This is a genomic window from Celeribacter sp. (assembly GCF_048270365.1).
Taxonomy (GTDB): domain Bacteria; phylum Pseudomonadota; class Alphaproteobacteria; order Rhodobacterales; family Rhodobacteraceae; genus Celeribacter.
In genome coordinates, this window is record NZ_JBLWTA010000006.1 from 239,532 (window position 1) to 255,318 (window position 15,787).

Here is a 15,787-nt window from a genome sequence, read left to right on the forward strand (position 1 = left end):
CGTTAATCTCGCCTCAGGACTGGTTTCGGCAACCCCATCGCTGCCCGGTCCACCGCCTCAAATGGGGCAGCGGTCCGCCGACCGACCCGCAAACGCGCAGACCGCGCGCGCGGGTTTACGTCTAGCTCGTCCGCATCGGGACCGATGGCTTTGGAGAGCTGCTCGAAACCGGGTGTTTTCACCTCTTGTTCAGGAGCATAGCGCGACCCGCCACCCCCCGTCGAGGCCCTCGCTTGGAAAAAACGTTTCACAACGCGATCTTCGAGCGAATGAAAGCTCACGACCGCCAGCTGACCACCCGGTTTGAGCGCGCGTTCGGCGGCTTCGAGTCCCTCAATGAGCTGACCGAATTCGTCGTTCACCGCGATGCGGATCGCCTGAAAAGTGCGGGTCGCCGGGTGGCTTTGCCCCGGTTTTTTACGCGGCAGCAGGCGTTCGATCAGATTGGCGAGTTGCAGGGTCGTGGTGAACGGCGCCTTTTCGACGCGATCCTTGACGATGGCGCGTGCGATTTTGCGCGACTGTTTTTCCTCGCCGTAGTGAAACAGCACCTCGGCGATCTCCGCCTCATCCGCCGTGTTGACGAAATCCGCCGCCGACAGCCCATCCTGCGACATGCGCATGTCGAGAGGGCCGTCTTTCATAAAGGAAAAGCCTCGCTCGGCCTGGTCGAGCTGCATCGAAGACACGCCAAGGTCGAGCACCACACCGTCGAGGCCGGAGGCATAGTGGTCCATCTCACCGAAGGTGCCGAGCACCAGCTCGATCTTGCCCTTATAGGGAGGCTCATTGATCCAAGCGGCGGCCATCTCATGCGCCAGCGGATCGCGATCAACGCCGGTGACGTGATCGGCGCCTTGCGCGATCAGACCCTTGGTATAACCGCCAGCCCCGAAGGTGCCATCGAGCCAGCGGCCAGAAATCGGCGCGCATTCCCGCAACAGCGGGTTTAGCAGGACCGGAATGTGGGGTTTGCTGTCATTCGAGGCCATCTCAGACCTCCAAATCGTCCAAGAGGCTCAGCGGATCGAAATCCTCGCCCTGCTCTTCCAGCCATTTGTCGGAGATCGCGGCGTCCACGGCCTCATGCGTCTCCGGCTTCCAAATCTCGAAGGTCTCGCCCATGCCGGCGAAATAGGCCACGCCATCAAGCGCGATCTTGTCGCGCAACGGCTGCGGCAGGACCAGACGGCCATCGTTGTCCACCTCGGTCGGGCGCGCGCGGTTAAGGATCATGCGCTCCATGATCTTGCGCTTTTCCGAGCCACGCGGCAGGCGCGCGATGTCGGCGGCCAGGGCCCGGTAGCCCTCATAGGTGTGGACGATGAGTTGTTTCTGTTTGTCATGACCATAAACGATGACCATGCGGGGACGGCCGGTCTCGGCGGCCAGAGGATCACCCAGTTCGAGTTCACGACGAAAATCGGCGGGGATCGACACGCGTCCCTTTCCGTCCACCTTAAAGGTGTGTTCGCCGATAAACATCCCGACCACCGGGGCGCTCCTTATCCTGTCCCTGCCCCGGACCTCCGGGGGCTTTTAAGCGAAACGGCGGAATGAGCTGCTGCCACTGCTCAATCCGCCGCCCTCGTCCCGATCAACGGGTTGTCCGGACTGCGCGCGCCACCTGGGGGGATGTCTGCTCGCTCGCGCGCCGGATCTCTTTATTCTGGTGAGAATGGATGCCTGTATGAACCTGACTTATGGGTCTTTTTTCGCGGTCTTGAATGCGCCGCTCATTTCCTACTCACCGGATGAATCCACTATGCTATGGGAATTCATGGTAATCAATGGATTTATTCTCCACAGGCTCAACATATTGCTCCACAGAGGTATCCAACCCAATGTCTTGTGGTACGAACTCACGAAATCGAGAGCATATATAGATGCAATACACACAAAATTAACCACATTTAGTAACTCAAATTCCACTCTCCCCAAAAGGCATATTCCCAGAAAAAATTTATATACAGCCCCAAACACACAGAAATCCACGGAGTTATCCACAGGATTGTGCGCAAAAGTGATTCGCCCACAGGGCCAGAGACCACAAAGAAACCATGAATTCCCATAATTCCCATGAAGTCCCGTGAACAAAGGCTTTGCGCGTCCCATGAAATCCCAGACGCGTGATACCCAGCTCACCAAAGACGCAAAAAGGGGCCCGAAGGCCCCTTTTCGTCCACGAGTTGGAACTTGGTTCAGAAGTCGAGCGTCGCCGTCAGGCTGACCGTGCGGCCCGGCGCATAGATCGCCGTGGCGCGCGTGCCGTTGCCGAAGCTGGAACGTTCGTAATAAGTTTCATCAAAGAGGTTATCGACACCGAGACGCAGGGTCGTGCCCTGAAGGGCTTGCGGCTGCCACTCGGCATAGGCGTTCACAAGGGTATAGTCGCTTTGCGATTTGTAGTCCCCAGCGTAGTCAATGGACCCTGCCCATTCGACAGTGCCACCGAGCTTCAGATTATACTCCGCGAACTCCTGATCGACATAAAGCGCAGCAGTGTCGCCCACCGGCATAAAGGTGCTGCCATTGGGCTCAATGTCCTCGCCATCATAAGAGGTATCGACATCGGTGTAATTCACACCCACACGCCCCGTGCCCCAGCTATAGGCCGCATTGACCGTATACCCTTCGCTCTCGTAGTCAGCATCGTTGGTCAAAACGGAAGAGCCATAGGAAGGGCGCCCCTCGACCGTGGTCTTGAAATAGGTCAAACCACCCTGAAACGCTCCGAAGTTGGCGTTAAAACCGACTTTGACGTTTTGCGACTTGCCCGGCGCGAAATCGGGATCGGTGACATAGGGCTCAGCGCGGGCATGAATATAGCCATAATCGCCGATCACATAGCCAAGCCAGGTCTCGGACGCCCCAGCGAAGATTTCGACGCCGTCGACCACCTCATAGGACAGGGTCGCATTGGCGCTGGCGCCACTGTCGGAAAAACGTTCGCCATTCCAGTCGTCGAAACGATGGAAATCATAGCGCGCGCCGGTCGAGAGATCGAACCGCCCGAACTCAAGCCGCGCCTGCGCGAAGGCGCCGATCTGGGAGGTCGAGAAATTGCGCACCCCTGCCCCGTTGTCACCATAGGCATCGACGGAGAAATCATGGTGATTGAAATCGAGACCCGCAGTGACCGTGCCGCTGTCGAGGGTGAAGACATTCTGCACCTTACCGCCGAATTGATCCTCTTCGAGCGCCATATCGCCGTTGGTCAGGCGGTTTCCTGTGGTCAGATAATTCGGACGCCAGTAGTCGTTCTGACTAACATAGAGGAACACTTCGGGGTCCCACAAATCGGTCGGCGCGGTCGTGGTGTATTTCAAAGAGATCGAGTCGCGCGTCACCTCCATCGGGTAGAGCGTATCGTCCGTGCTCTGATAGAGGTTCATCTTGATCGTGCGGTCTTCTTTGTCCTCGTCATGGGCAAAGTTCAGCTCGATGCGATGCGCGTCGAATTCATAGCCGAGTTTCGCAAGGATGCCGCCCGCGCCCGGCGCAGAGCCAAGGACTTCATCGCCATCGCCGGTCTCGTAATCGTCGCCGTCCTGCTTGCTGACCATCAAAAGCCAGTCGAAGCCGTTGTAGGCGCCAAAGCCCGCGAGGCTGCCAGATACGCCCTGACCATTGTCGCCGTAGCTCAAACTTGCACGCCCGCCGATTGCGTCGCCCGGCTCCAAAAGATCGTAGGCCGACACAGTTTCGTAGCGCACCGCACCAGCGGCGGCGGCAAACCCGCTGTCGGCGGCGGCCGCGCCTGCTTCGACCTCGACGGATTTCAGGAAGGCCGGATCGAAGACGGACGAGCCGGTGTGGTGCCAGCTTGTGGCCGCCTGCGGTGTGCCGTCAATGGTGACGGCGAGGTTGGATTGCTCCATGCCAAAGACGTGAATGCGGCGTGCCGGACCGGCTCCGCCCGCGACCGTGACCGCGGATTCACGCGCGAACAATTCGCTGACGTTTTTCGGGCTGAGCGCCTGAATGTCCTCTTCGGAAATCACGGCACCGCCGGTGGCCTCGATGTTTTCCTGCCCCTCCTCGACCAGCGACACGACAATCGTGTCGAGGACATGGATCTCTTGTGCAACACCCGCAGATGCGAAGGCGACGTGAGACACGCCACACAACGCCACGACACGCGACATCTTCATAAAAATATCCCTCTCTCAGTACACTTCACTGTGTATTTTCTGCGCAGCTATGCGACCGAGGGAAGAATCACAAGTGTTTTTGTCGGAAATTTATACCTTTGTAATAAAATGATTTTTTATAGCACCAGAAAGGAAACATCTTCATCGCGCTCAGAAAAACCAAATTAACAAATAAAAACAGTAAGGTATAAGAAACCCCGCCGGAAAACGCCGACGGGGTTGTTTTTTCATGCGCCGCCTGTCTCTCACACGCGGCACCCATGTTGCGCTTAACGCGGCTCTGCGTGCAGGCCCCGCCATGTGGCGTAACACGCCAGCAACAGCACGATGGTGAACGGGAACCCGGTCGAAACCGCCATCGCCTGAAGCGCACCGAGACCACCGCCCAGCAAAAGCGCAATCGCGACGAGGCCTTCGAAGCCCGCCCAGAACACACGCTGCGGCACCGGCGCATCGACCTTGCCGCCCGCCGTGATCGTGTCGATCACCAGAGAGCCGGAGTCCGACGAGGTGACAAAGAACACGATGACCAGAATGATCGCGATGAAGGAGGTGATGCTCTTGAGGGGCAGAGCCTCCAACATGGCGAAGAGTTTCAGCTCAAGCGCCGCATCGGTCACCGCCGTGTAGCCGTCATTGACGATCTGGCTGATCGCAGTGCCACCAAAGGCCGTCATCCAGAGGACAGAGACCAGCATCGGCACGATCAGCACGGCGATCAGGAATTCCCGCACGGTCCGACCCCGCGACACCCGCGCGATGAACATGCCCACAAACGGCGACCAGGAAATCCACCACGCCCAGTAGAAGGCGGTCCAGCCTTGGCGGAAATTGTCATCCGTGCGCCCGAACGGATTGGAGAGCGCGGGAAGGTCGATGACATAGGCTTTCAGGTTGGCAAAGAACCCGGTCAGGATCGCCACGGTGGGGCCGACAATGATCACAAAGATCAAAAGCAGCGCCGCCAGCGCCATGTTGATCTCGGAGAGGCGTTTGACCCCCGCATCGAGCCCCGCCACCACGGACAAAAGCGCAAAGCCGGTGATGATAGCGATCAGGATGACTTTCGACACATCGTTGACCGGAATGCCGAAGAGGTGATTGAGCCCCGCATTGGCCTGCTCCGCACCGAAACCCAGCGACGTCGCCAGCCCGAAGAGCGTCGCGAAAACTGCGAGGATGTCGATGATATGACCCGGCCAGCCCCAGATGCGTTCGCCAAAGATCGGGTAGAACACCGAGCGCACTGTCAGGGGCAGCCCCTTGTTAAAGGAGAACAACGCCAGAGAGAGCGCCACGACCGCGTAAATCGCCCATGGGTGAAGCGCCCAGTGGAAAATCGTCGCCGCCATGCCCAGACGACGCGCAGCCTCGGCATCGCCCGGCGCGCCCGCCAGCGGCGCCCAGCTTTCGGGCGTGCCTGCGGTGTCGGCAAAGGAAGAGGTGAAATGCGAGATGGGCTCGGAGACGCCATAGAACATCAAACCGATGCCCATGCCCGCCGCAAAGAGCATCGCGAACCAGCCGCTATACGAATAGTCGGGCGTGGCATCCATGCCGCCGATCCGCACCTTGCCGTAAGGCGACAGGATCAGGAAAAAGCAGAACAGCACGAAAATATTGCCCGCCAACAGGAAGAACCAATCGAACGTCGAGGTCAGCCAATCGCGCAGATGGGTGAAAATCGTCCCGGCCTGTTCTTGAAAGGCCAGCGTCACGAGGACGAAGATCAGGATGGACAGGCCAGAGATCAGAAAAACCGGGTTGTGAATATCGAGACCGACCGGCCCGACGCTTGTGGTGATATTGTCCTGACCGATTTCGTAATCGGTCTCGATCAAAGCGGCCTCGCCCTCTGGGGCGGGAATGCCGTCATCGCTCATATGAATACTCCTTGGAGATTTGAATGTGAAACGCCCTCCCCTCTGAGACAGCACGTCCAGAGGGGGATAAAATCGGCGTCAGGCCGGATCAGCCGCGCACGAGAAAGACCGAGGCGTCGGTGTGGCTGGCAAGCTTGCCGCCATGCGACGGCCAGAAGTGATCTGCGACATTCGGGACATGGGTGGCCATGACGACCAGATCGGCGCCCGCCTCTTTGACCGCTTTGGCCAGAGATTTTTCGAGATCGACGGCGGGATCGTGACTGACCACAGCGCGGGTTTCGACCGCAAAGCCGTGGCGTTTGCCCTGATCTTGCGCGAATTGCGCCAGACGTTCTGCATATTCATGCGGATTGTGCCCCAAGGAGCCGGGGGTTTCCGCTGTGACACCGACATAGGTGACGGAGGCACGATAATGCAATGCGAGATCAGCGGCCGCGTCCAGAGCGCGGGTCAGCTTATCCACATGTGCGAGGTCCACAGGGACCATAATTTTGGTAAACATGTTGTCCTTCCGGAGAGTTTTAGCGGGCTTGCCGGCCCGTCGAGATCCTTTCGGCAAGACGCATCGCAGGTAAGCGATGCGCAGCAGTGTTCCACATCGTGGCAAGATGCTTTTCAGCCCGTTAACTATAGACCCAAAGCGCCCAATTGGCAAATTTATGCCACCTGAAATGCAAAGCGCCCCCGAAAAGGGGGGCGCTAAATCTCGTGTAAAACCTAGGATTTAGGAGCGTCCCTGAGGCTGCACTCAGGCCACGCCGTCCTTCACCAGCCGCTCAGCGAGTGCCATATAAGGCGCCGCCAGCGGTCCATCGCCGACCGCCACGGGCGTGCCATTGTCGCCCGCAAGCCGCGCCTCGATCGCCAGCGGCAGCTCGGCCAAAAGCGGCACGCCAAGCTTATCGGCCTCCTGTGCCACGCCACCATGGCCGAAGATATGATCTTCGTGACCACAGTTCGGACAGACATAGGTGGACATGTTTTCAATCAGCCCCAGCACCGGCACCTTCAGCTTGTCGAACATCGAAATGCCGCGCCGCGCGTCGATCAGCGCCACGTCCTGCGGCGTCGAGACCACCAGCGCGCCGGTGAGTTCGGTCTTTTGCCCCAGCGTGAGCTGCACATCCCCAGTGCCCGGCGGCATGTCGATCAAAAGCACATCCAGCTCGCCCCAAGCCACCTGCCCCAGCATCTGCTGCATCGCGCCCATCAACATCGGCCCGCGCCAGACGACCGCTTCGCCGTCGGGGATCATAAAGCCGATGGACATCAGCGTGACGCCATGGGCGTGCAGCGGCTCGATGGTTTGACCGTCAGGCGATGCGGGGCGTTTGTTGATCCCCATCATGCGCGGCTGCGACGGGCCGTAAATGTCGGCATCCAAGAGGCCGACCTTGCGCCCCTGACGCGCCAGCGCCACGGCAAGGTTGGCGGAGACGGTGGATTTACCCACGCCGCCCTTGCCCGACGCGATGGCGATGATGTGCTTGACGCCCGGCACGCCTTGCTTGCCCTGTTGCGGCGTCGGATGACGGCCGATCTTAAGGCTCGGCGGCTCGCCTCCGGCGGCAGGCGCCGGTTTCGCGGCGGACGGCCCCGATGAAGGACCATGTGCCGTCATGACGATGGAAACCTTTTCCACACCATCCAAGGCCTCAAGCACGGCTTTTGCCTGCGATTCGACCTGCCCCCAAGCCTGAGCCGTGGCCGCATCCGGCGCCTCGATCACGAAACTGACCGCTCCCTGACGTAGGGTCAAAGCCCGCACAAGGTCGGATTCCACCAAGTTCGAGCCCCCGGGCAGCGCCACTTTGCGCAGTTCTACCATGATTTGATCTTGCGTGACGGACATAGGGTCCCCTCTTTCAGTTTTCGGCGGCTTTGTCGCCTTTCCCCATGAAATAGGGGGTTTACTGACCTATTTCCAGCGCTCAATCCGGCGCACCCCCTGCCCGCTTGGGCGAAATCGGGGAGCTATGCAAAATAGGTCAGCACGACTCATGCATATTCTGCATAGCGGCAATGCCAAGAGGACGGATTGTGCAATCGCAGCAATTCCACAATATTAGGTTCAACAGCAGCCAAGGCATGCACCTTCGACCGCAGCAAAGCGGTTCGCTTCGAAAAACCAGATGGTTCACTCGAAGACCGGCAGAAGCCCGAAGGGAGTAAGCGGCGGCGCATCCTGCGGACATCGGTCCGAACGCATATCTAAGGTGAAAGTCACATGGCTTACGTAAACGACATCAACAGTGCCGCAACGGCCTCCTCCGCATCTTTCGGCGGTCTGTTCAAAGCACTCGGGGAACGCTTCGCCCGTTACCGCGTTTATCGTGAAACGATGCTGGAGCTTTCCAGCCTGAGCGACCGCGACCTGCGCGATCTGGGCATGTCCCGCGCATCCATCACCGCCGTGGCCCACGAGGCCGCATACGGCAAATAAGAATTCTCATCACGGCCTCCTCCTCCTCCCTGAGGCCCTGATACCTGCGGCGGCGCCTCTCCTCCTCCCTGGCGCTGCCGCACCAGATACCGGAATTCGGGGTCCCTCTCCTCCTCCCTGGGGCCTTGAAGACCAGAGCGACGATGCTTCCTCCTCCCTTGCATCGTCGCACCAATAACGGGGCCTGGCCCCAGAGATGCGATCTCTCTTCCTCCTCCCTGAGGGATCGTGACTGAAGGCGGCGGTGTCTTCCTCCTCCCTGACACCGCCGCATTTCTTTCCAGATACGGACCCACTCCTCCTCCCTCGTGGTCCGATGCAAGAGCACCCGCGTCCTCTCCTCCTCCCTGGACGCGGGTGTTTTTTTGTTCAGACATGAGAAAGCGCGCCGGAGATGCGGCGTTTTGGGCGAAGGTCTTTCGCAGAGGTCAGAGGGGAAGGCGGAGCTGGCGCTCAGGTTGGATACTCAGGCCGGATACTCAGGCCGCAAGCTCAAGAATGCGTTCAAAGGCCGGCAGACCGCGCAGTCCGGGCGCACCGGGATATTTCATCACATCGAGATGATAAGGCTGTTGGCCTTGCCGCCCCCGCTTCATGAGCATGGCGGGTTTGCGCTCCGGCAGTCCGGCCAGACGGTGCAGCAAAGCCTGCCCCTCACGCGGCGTCAGGAAGGGCCGCGCGGGGTGTTGCGCTTTCTGCCCTGCAAAGAGATCAAGAAAGCTTTCAATCGACCCGGCGGCACTCCCGCCCGGCGCATAGCCTTCAACGACCCCCAAGACATCGCGCGCCACCTGCCCCAGATAGAGGCTTTCACAGGCGACGCCATGGCAAGAGACCAACCCGTGATCTTCGAGCAAAAGATGCACATAGGTGATCTCATCGCGCGGCCGCACCCGGACGTTTAGCCCATCGACAAAGGACACCGCCGGGACCAAAAGTTGACGCCCCGCCGGATGCATCTCCCCCTCCGGTAAGTCCAGCAAGATGCGGTGTTGCTGGCTCAGCACCACAGGTTCAGGGTTGTCAAAACTGCCGGGGGCAAAGATCACCGGCGCATGCCGCCCCCATCCGCGCACCTGCCGCGACGCCATCCAGCGGATCGGCTGCACCCCGTGATCAAGGGTCACCACCGGATCGCCGGGCCTCAGATCGCCAATAGCACGAGGGCCCGAGGGTGTTTCAATCGGCATAGACGCCTCGAAACACACGGCCTGATAGGTGGTCGCGGCGGATTGGTCGGTGTTGTAAAACCCCGGCGGCTGACCGCCGCTGAAATTGTCCCAATACCAGGCTTCGAGGTCGAACTCCGGGGTCCAGACGACCTGAGTCAAATCGCCGTTGCTGTCGTAGCCCTCGAACACCACGGCATAGCCCGTATCGCCATTCATATCGATATAGTCAGAGCGCACCACCGTGGCGTTTTCAATCGTATCGCCGCCCTGACCGGAAAAAGTCAGCGTATAGGTGTCGCCCGGCGAAAAGATATAGGGGCTGTCATCGCCGGGCTGAGATTCGATGATAAGGGTATGTGTCGAGGTCGGCGGGTAGTCGAATTGCGACGTCCCCGGCCCCGAATTCACATTCGAGCCGGTCGAGGCCGCGAACTGACTGTCAATAGCTTCGATTCTTAGGGCCATGGGGACATATACTCAGGGTTTCAAACGTGCCTGAGCCTATCCAAAACTCCTTAATTGCCCGTAAAACCCCACCGGTCCTGCGTCAGAATGGCACGTCGCCCGCTTGATCGGCGGGCATCACGAACCCTGCCTTAAGCTTTTTCGTGCCCGAATGGTCGAATTCCACCGACAGGTTTTCACCTTCGATTTCCATCACTTCGCCGTAGCCGAATTTCTTGTGGAACACCCGATCGCCCAGCGTGAAAGATGCGCTGGCTTTCAGGTCGAGCGTGACAGGGGCGCGCGGCGTGCCCGCCCTTTGGGTGCGTTCCTGCATCCGTTTCCAGCCCGGCGAATTGTAGACATCGGCCTTGGACGCACGTTCATTGAAGCGGCTGGCGGAGGTTTGGGCATAGTCATCGAGCGCCCGATCACGCCCCCCCATGTTGCCTTGCGCACCGTAAAGGCCGTTGGGCGTCAGGATGTCGACATGCTCGACCGGCAGTTCGTCGATGAAGCGCGAGGCCAGTTGCGATTGCCATTGACCGTAAACCCGGCGGTTGGCGGCAAAGGAAATCGTGCAAAGCTCCTCCGCGCGGGTGATGCCGACATAGGCCAGACGGCGCTCTTCCTCGAGACCCTTGGTGCCGTTTTCATCCATCGAGCGCTGCGACGGGAACAGCCCCTCTTCCCAGCCCGGCAGGAAAACGACCGGGAACTCAAGCCCCTTGGCGCCGTGCAGCGTCATGATGGTGACCTTCTCACCGTCTTCGCCGCTCTCGTTGTCCATGATCAGCGCGACGTGTTCGAGAAAGCCCGCCAGATTGTCGAATTGCTCCAAGGCCTTGACGAGTTCCTTAAGGTTCTCGAGCCGCCCCGGCGCCTCCGGGCTTTTGTCGTTTTGCCACATCGCGGTGTAGCCGGATTCGTCGAGAATCTTCTCGGCAAGCTTAACAAAGTTGCCCTCTAAAATCTCAACAATCTCTTCGAGCACTTTTAGACGGCTTTGAATTTGGATGACCTCATCCTCAAGCCTCGCCACTTCCGCCTCGAGCTTATCTAGCCCATCGACAACCTGATCTTCATCTAAAAGCTCAAGAGCTTTGGTCCGCTCAAGCTCAGAAGATTTCTCCAGATAAAGTTCTTCCGTCTGTATCAGAAGCTCTTTTTGCTCACTCTCTTTCAAATCATAACGAGCAATTTCTTCTTCATTGCCAATGTTGGTTTCCAGATGTCTCCAAAAACGAATCTGCTCAACCAGCTGCGCGACACTCGACTTGGCCTTGCCCTTCAAAAGCCCCTCTTCCACGGCAATCCCCGCCGCTTCCAAAAGCGGCACCCCATGGCGCCGGGCGCACATCTGGATCTCTTGCAGTGCCTTGTCGCCCACGCCGCGTTTCGGGGTGTTGATGATGCGCTCGAACGCCAGATCGTCCTCCGGCTGGGTGACGATGCGGAAATAGGCCATGGCGTCGCGGATCTCCATCCGCTCGTAAAACCGCGGTCCGCCGATCACGCGATACGGCAGCCCGATGGAGAGGAACCGATCCTCGAAGGCCCGCATTTGATGCGAAGCGCGGACCAGAATGGCCATGTCATCGAGGGAATATTTACGAAGGCGCGACCGCGTGCCGCCATGCAGCGCCTCGACCTCTTCGCCGACCCAACGCGCCTCTTCCTCGCCATCCCAATGGCCGATGAGACGGACCAATTCGCCCTCGTCCTTGACCGCCCGAAGCTCCTTGCCAAGGCGCTCCGTGTTGCCGGCGATGACACTGTTGGCGGCCTCAAGAATATGTCCGGTCGAGCGGTAATTCTGCTCCAGCCGGACGACTTTGGCGCCGGGAAAATCTTTTTCGAAGCGCAAGATGTTGCCCACTTCGGCACCGCGCCAACCGTAGATCGACTGGTCGTCATCGCCGACGCAACAGATGTTCTTGTGCCCGCCAGCGAGGAGTCTGAGCCAGAGATATTGCGCGACGTTGGTGTCCTGATACTCGTCCACGAGGATGTATTTGAACCAGCGCTGATATTGCTCCAAGAGGTCCGGGTGTTTTTGAAAAATCACCACCATATGAAGCAGGAGATCGCCGAAATCGACGGCGTTCAAAGTCGCCAGACGATCTTGATACTGCGCATAAAGTTTGACGCCCATGCCATTGAATTCACTGCCTTCCCCACCAGAGACGGCGGAGGGCGTGAGGGCGCGGTTTTTCCAACTGTCGATCATGCCGGACAGCTGACGCGCGGGCCAGCGTTTCTCGTCGATGCCCGCCGCTGAGATCAGCTGTTTGAGCAATCGGATCGAGTCATCCGTGTCCAAAATGGTGAAGTTGGATTTCAGCCCGACAAGCTCGGCGTGGCGGCGCAAAAGTTTGACACAGACCGAGTGAAACGTGCCGAGCCAAGGCATGCCCTCAAGCTCCATTCCCATCAGCCCGGCGACACGGCTCTTCATCTCCCGCGCGGCCTTGTTGGTAAAGGTCACCGCGAGGATTTCGCGCGGCTGCGCACGGCCGGTGTTCAACAGATGCGCGATGCGGGCCGTCAGTGCCTTGGTCTTGCCGGTGCCCGCCCCTGCAAGCATCAGGACGGGTCCGTCGAGTGTCTCTACCGCCTCGCGCTGCGCGTCGTTCAGCGCCTCGAGATACGACGTGTCGGGCGCACCAAAGGCGGCCTCGCGCGCGCCTTGCATCGCGAGTTGGGACAGGGAGGGACGTTGGGGCTGCACCGCCGCCTCGAAGGCGTCGTCTTCATTGAAACTGCTCATGCGGGTCAGGATACAGAAGAGCCGCGCCGAGGAAAAGTGCGTTCTTATATTGTTCTCACAGGTTCTCACCGCCCCTGCGCAGAAAAATGCCGGGTCAGGGTTTCGAAGACGGCCCAACTTCCGCCTCAGAGACGGCTTCGACCAGCCCCGAGACATAGCGCGCGAAGAGGCGCGAGAAGTCGGAGATGTCGTCACCCGACCAGCCCGCGAAGACCTGCGCCATGATGCGCCATTTCGACAGGGTGAATTCGCCCAAAAGGGTTTTCGATTTCGGCGTCATCACCAGAACGGATTTGCGCGCGTCTTCTTGCACCGCCTCACGGGCCACATAGCCACGCGAGACCAGTTCGGAGACGATGCGCGAGGCGCGCGAGGGATCGACGGCCATGACCTCGGCCACCATGCCGATGGTCGGTGGCTCGGGGCGGTCGCGTCCGAGACCGGCGGAGATTTGCGCCACTGACAAGAGCCCCTGCAACAACGCAGGTTCCAGTGCCTCGGACATGCCCGCGATCACCTTGCCTTTGAACTCGCCCTTTTCCGCCATGCGCCGCCATTGAAACAGCGACAGGTCGAGATCGAGAAGCGCCATGACGGCGGGATCGGAAAACCCTTCCCCGCTCAAAAACTCTGGCACACCGGCGTGGACCCTAGGGTCAGCAGGGCGTTTTGCCGGGGCATCCTCAGGGAGGGGCATCATATCTGGAGTGTGATCTTGGGTCATGGCGATGGGGTCGCATGAATGTGTGCCAATGTCAATTATGTGACAGTAACATTTATGTGCCATTGACACATAAATGTGTTTAGCGCTATCTGACCTCAAAACGCCTCTCAAAGGCGCGCGCCCGACGTCCCAAAGTGACGGACGGGCAAAAAGGAGTTCTTATGACACAAACGCACACATCCCCCCGGCCCGATGAGGCCAGCCCCGAACGCCCCAAAGAGCATACCTCCGTCGGGCTGGTGATCGGCTCCGTCGCCGTCCTCATGTTGTTGGCCGCGCTCGACCAGACCATCGTCTCCACCGCCCTTCCCACCATCGTCGCCGATCTGGGTGGGTTGGAGCACCTGTCCTGGGTGGTCACCGCCTATATCCTCGCCTCTACCGTGGTCGCGCCGCTTTATGGCAAGCTTGGCGATCTTTACGGACGCCGCAATGTGGTGATCTTTTCCGTGACGCTGTTCCTGACCGGCTCCGTCTTGTGCGGTCTGGCGAACTCCATGGGCTTTCTCATCGCCGCCCGCGCGCTTCAGGGGCTTGGCGGTGGCGGCCTCTTCGTTTTGGCGCTCTCGATCATCGGCGACGTGATCCCGCCCAAGGAACGCGGCCGCATCCAAGGCGTCTTCGCGGGCGTCTTCGGCGTCTCTTCCGTGGCCGGGCCTCTGTTGGGCGGCTGGTTCGTCGACACCCTGTCCTGGCACTGGATTTTCTACATCAACCTGCCCTTCGGCGCGCTGGCTTTGGCGGGGTTTGTCTTTGGCTTCAAACCCTTGGGGCGTCGCGTGCAGCACAAGGTCGACTACGCAGGCGCCTTGGCGCTCACCCTGTCGCTATCCTCCATCGTGCTTTTGACCGCTTTGGGCGGCAAGGAATTCGGCCTCACCTCCCCCATCGGCCTGTCGCTCATGGCGCTGTTTCTCATCTCAACCCTCGGGTTCATCGCGATCGAACAAAAGGCCTCCGAGCCGATCCTACCGATCGGCCTGTTCAAGATGAATGTCTTCACCATCACCTCGGCGATCTCTTTTGTCTCCGGTGCGCTGATGTTCGGGGCGCTGACCTTTATCCCGGTATTTTTGCAAATGGCGAAGGGCGCGACGGCAACGCAATCCGGGCTGCAACTCATTCCGATGACCTTCGGCATCCTCACCGCTTCGACCATCTCCGGCCAATATATGAGCCGCACCGGGCGCTATCGCCTTTTGCCCGTCATCGGGCTGAGCATCGCCGTAGTGGCGCTTATATCTCTCACGCGGCTGTCGCCAGAGATGACCTCGTGGTCTTTGTGGCTGTCGCTGGCGGGGCTTGGCGCGGGCATGGGCTGTATTTTCCCGGTGGTGACCACCGCCGTGCAAAACGCCGTGCCGCGTGAACAGATCGGCACCGCCACAGCGGCGGGATTGATGTTCCGTCAGGTCGGCGGCTCCATCGCCGTCGCACTCTTTGGCGCGCTTTTTGCCAGCCGCATGGCGACCATGATGGCCGAGGCCAATGTCGAAGCCTCGGTGGATGGCCCGGCGGGGGGCTTGGCGAATGTCGCCGAACTTGGGCCGCAGATTTTGGCACAGCTCCCAGAGGCCACGCGCGATCTGATTGGCCAGACGATTTCCGTCGCCCTGCACCCGATCTACTGGATCGCCGCCGCCCTTGCGCTGGTCGGGTTGATCATGGCGGTGTTCTTGCGGGAAATCCCGCTGCGGTCGCGGGAAAGCTGACGCCCTGTCCCTCTGATTCCTGCGAAATCGCTTTGCAAAGGTCCGGCCTTCACAGGTCGGGCCTTTGCTAATCCCCCATATTTTTCTGCAAAAATTGCAAACCCGGCCATTTCTCGCCCCCAGCACATCAAAAATCGCGGCCAGGCGTCGCAAATCTTCTGCCACGCTCCTGTCCGGCAGGCTAAGGGGATTTACTGCAGTGCAGAAATCACTAACCTGCTAGGAAAAACAGCAAGAGGGGAAGCTTGCCATGGCTGATTTCAAAAAAGTGCTCATCGCGAACCGGGGCGAAATTGCGATCCGCGTGATGCGTGCCGCCAACGAAATGGGGAAACGCACCGTCGCGATCTATGCCGGAGAGGACAAGCTTTCGCTGCACCGCTTCAAGGCGGATGAAGCCTATAAGATCGGCGAGGGCATGGGGCCGGTGGCGGCCTATCTGTCGATCCCCGAGATCATCCGCGTCGCCAAGGAATGTGGCG

The 15,787-nt window shown here is 59.6% G+C and carries 12 protein-coding genes; 3 read left to right on the forward strand and 9 right to left on the reverse strand.

Annotation, left to right across the window (positions count from 1 at the left end; all coding sequences use genetic code 11):
- Positions 1–2 precede the first annotated feature (2 nt).
- The 6 genes from rsmH to ACN0X0_RS10720 form a co-directional block, all read right to left on the reverse strand.
- On the reverse strand, positions 3–992 hold the full coding sequence (rsmH, locus tag ACN0X0_RS10695) for a 16S rRNA (cytosine(1402)-N(4))-methyltransferase RsmH (RefSeq protein WP_417279147.1): 990 nt from the start codon (positions 990–992) through the stop codon (positions 3–5).
- Between the two features lies 1 nt (position 993).
- Positions 994–1,485: a division/cell wall cluster transcriptional repressor MraZ gene (gene mraZ, locus ACN0X0_RS10700; RefSeq protein WP_417261748.1), complete on the reverse strand. Its 492-nt coding sequence runs from the start codon at positions 1,483–1,485 to the stop codon at positions 994–996.
- Positions 1,486–2,201: 716 nt separating this feature from the next.
- Positions 2,202–4,154, reverse strand: a complete 1,953-nt coding sequence (locus ACN0X0_RS10705; RefSeq protein ID WP_417279148.1) for a TonB-dependent receptor plug domain-containing protein — start codon at positions 4,152–4,154, stop codon at positions 2,202–2,204.
- A 269-nt stretch (positions 4,155–4,423) separates the two neighbouring features.
- Positions 4,424–6,037: a BCCT family transporter gene (locus ACN0X0_RS10710; RefSeq protein ID WP_417279149.1), complete on the reverse strand. Its 1,614-nt coding sequence runs from the start codon at positions 6,035–6,037 to the stop codon at positions 4,424–4,426.
- A gap of 88 nt (positions 6,038–6,125) precedes the next feature.
- Positions 6,126–6,542 (reverse strand): universal stress protein, encoded by a 417-nt coding sequence (locus ACN0X0_RS10715; RefSeq protein WP_417279150.1) that lies wholly within the window; start codon positions 6,540–6,542, stop codon positions 6,126–6,128.
- A 246-nt stretch (positions 6,543–6,788) separates the two neighbouring features.
- Positions 6,789–7,892: a P-loop NTPase gene (locus ACN0X0_RS10720; RefSeq protein ID WP_417279151.1), complete on the reverse strand. Its 1,104-nt coding sequence runs from the start codon at positions 7,890–7,892 to the stop codon at positions 6,789–6,791.
- 375 nt (positions 7,893–8,267) lie between these two features.
- Here ACN0X0_RS10720 and ACN0X0_RS10725 point away from each other — a divergent pair, with 375 nt between their 5' ends.
- Positions 8,268–8,483, forward strand: a complete 216-nt coding sequence (locus ACN0X0_RS10725) for a DUF1127 domain-containing protein (RefSeq protein ID WP_417261563.1) — start codon at positions 8,268–8,270, stop codon at positions 8,481–8,483.
- A 479-nt stretch (positions 8,484–8,962) separates the two neighbouring features.
- On the opposite strand, the gene ACN0X0_RS10730 is transcribed toward ACN0X0_RS10725, so the two are convergent.
- The 3 genes from ACN0X0_RS10730 to ACN0X0_RS10740 form a co-directional block, all read right to left on the reverse strand.
- The gene (locus tag ACN0X0_RS10730; protein WP_417279152.1) at positions 8,963–10,120 is read right to left on the reverse strand and encodes a Hint domain-containing protein; all 1,158 of its coding nucleotides are present in this window, start codon (positions 10,118–10,120) and stop codon (positions 8,963–8,965) included.
- Positions 10,121–10,202: 82 nt separating this feature from the next.
- Positions 10,203–12,869, reverse strand: coding sequence for a UvrD-helicase domain-containing protein (locus ACN0X0_RS10735; protein ID WP_417279153.1), 2,667 nt, complete (start codon positions 12,867–12,869; stop codon positions 10,203–10,205).
- 94 nt (positions 12,870–12,963) lie between these two features.
- Complete coding sequence (locus tag ACN0X0_RS10740; RefSeq protein WP_417279154.1) at positions 12,964–13,506, reverse strand: MarR family winged helix-turn-helix transcriptional regulator; 543 nt, start codon at positions 13,504–13,506, stop codon at positions 12,964–12,966.
- 248 nt (positions 13,507–13,754) lie between these two features.
- On the opposite strand from ACN0X0_RS10740, the gene ACN0X0_RS10745 reads away from it, so the two are divergent.
- Positions 13,755–15,305 carry an MDR family MFS transporter gene (locus ACN0X0_RS10745; protein ID WP_417279155.1) on the forward strand — a complete coding sequence of 517 codons (1,551 nt, stop codon included), beginning with the start codon at positions 13,755–13,757 and terminating at the stop codon, positions 15,303–15,305.
- Between the two features lie 250 nt (positions 15,306–15,555).
- On the forward strand, positions 15,556–15,787 hold a 232-nt coding region (locus ACN0X0_RS10750), incomplete at its 3' end, for a biotin carboxylase N-terminal domain-containing protein (RefSeq protein WP_417279156.1).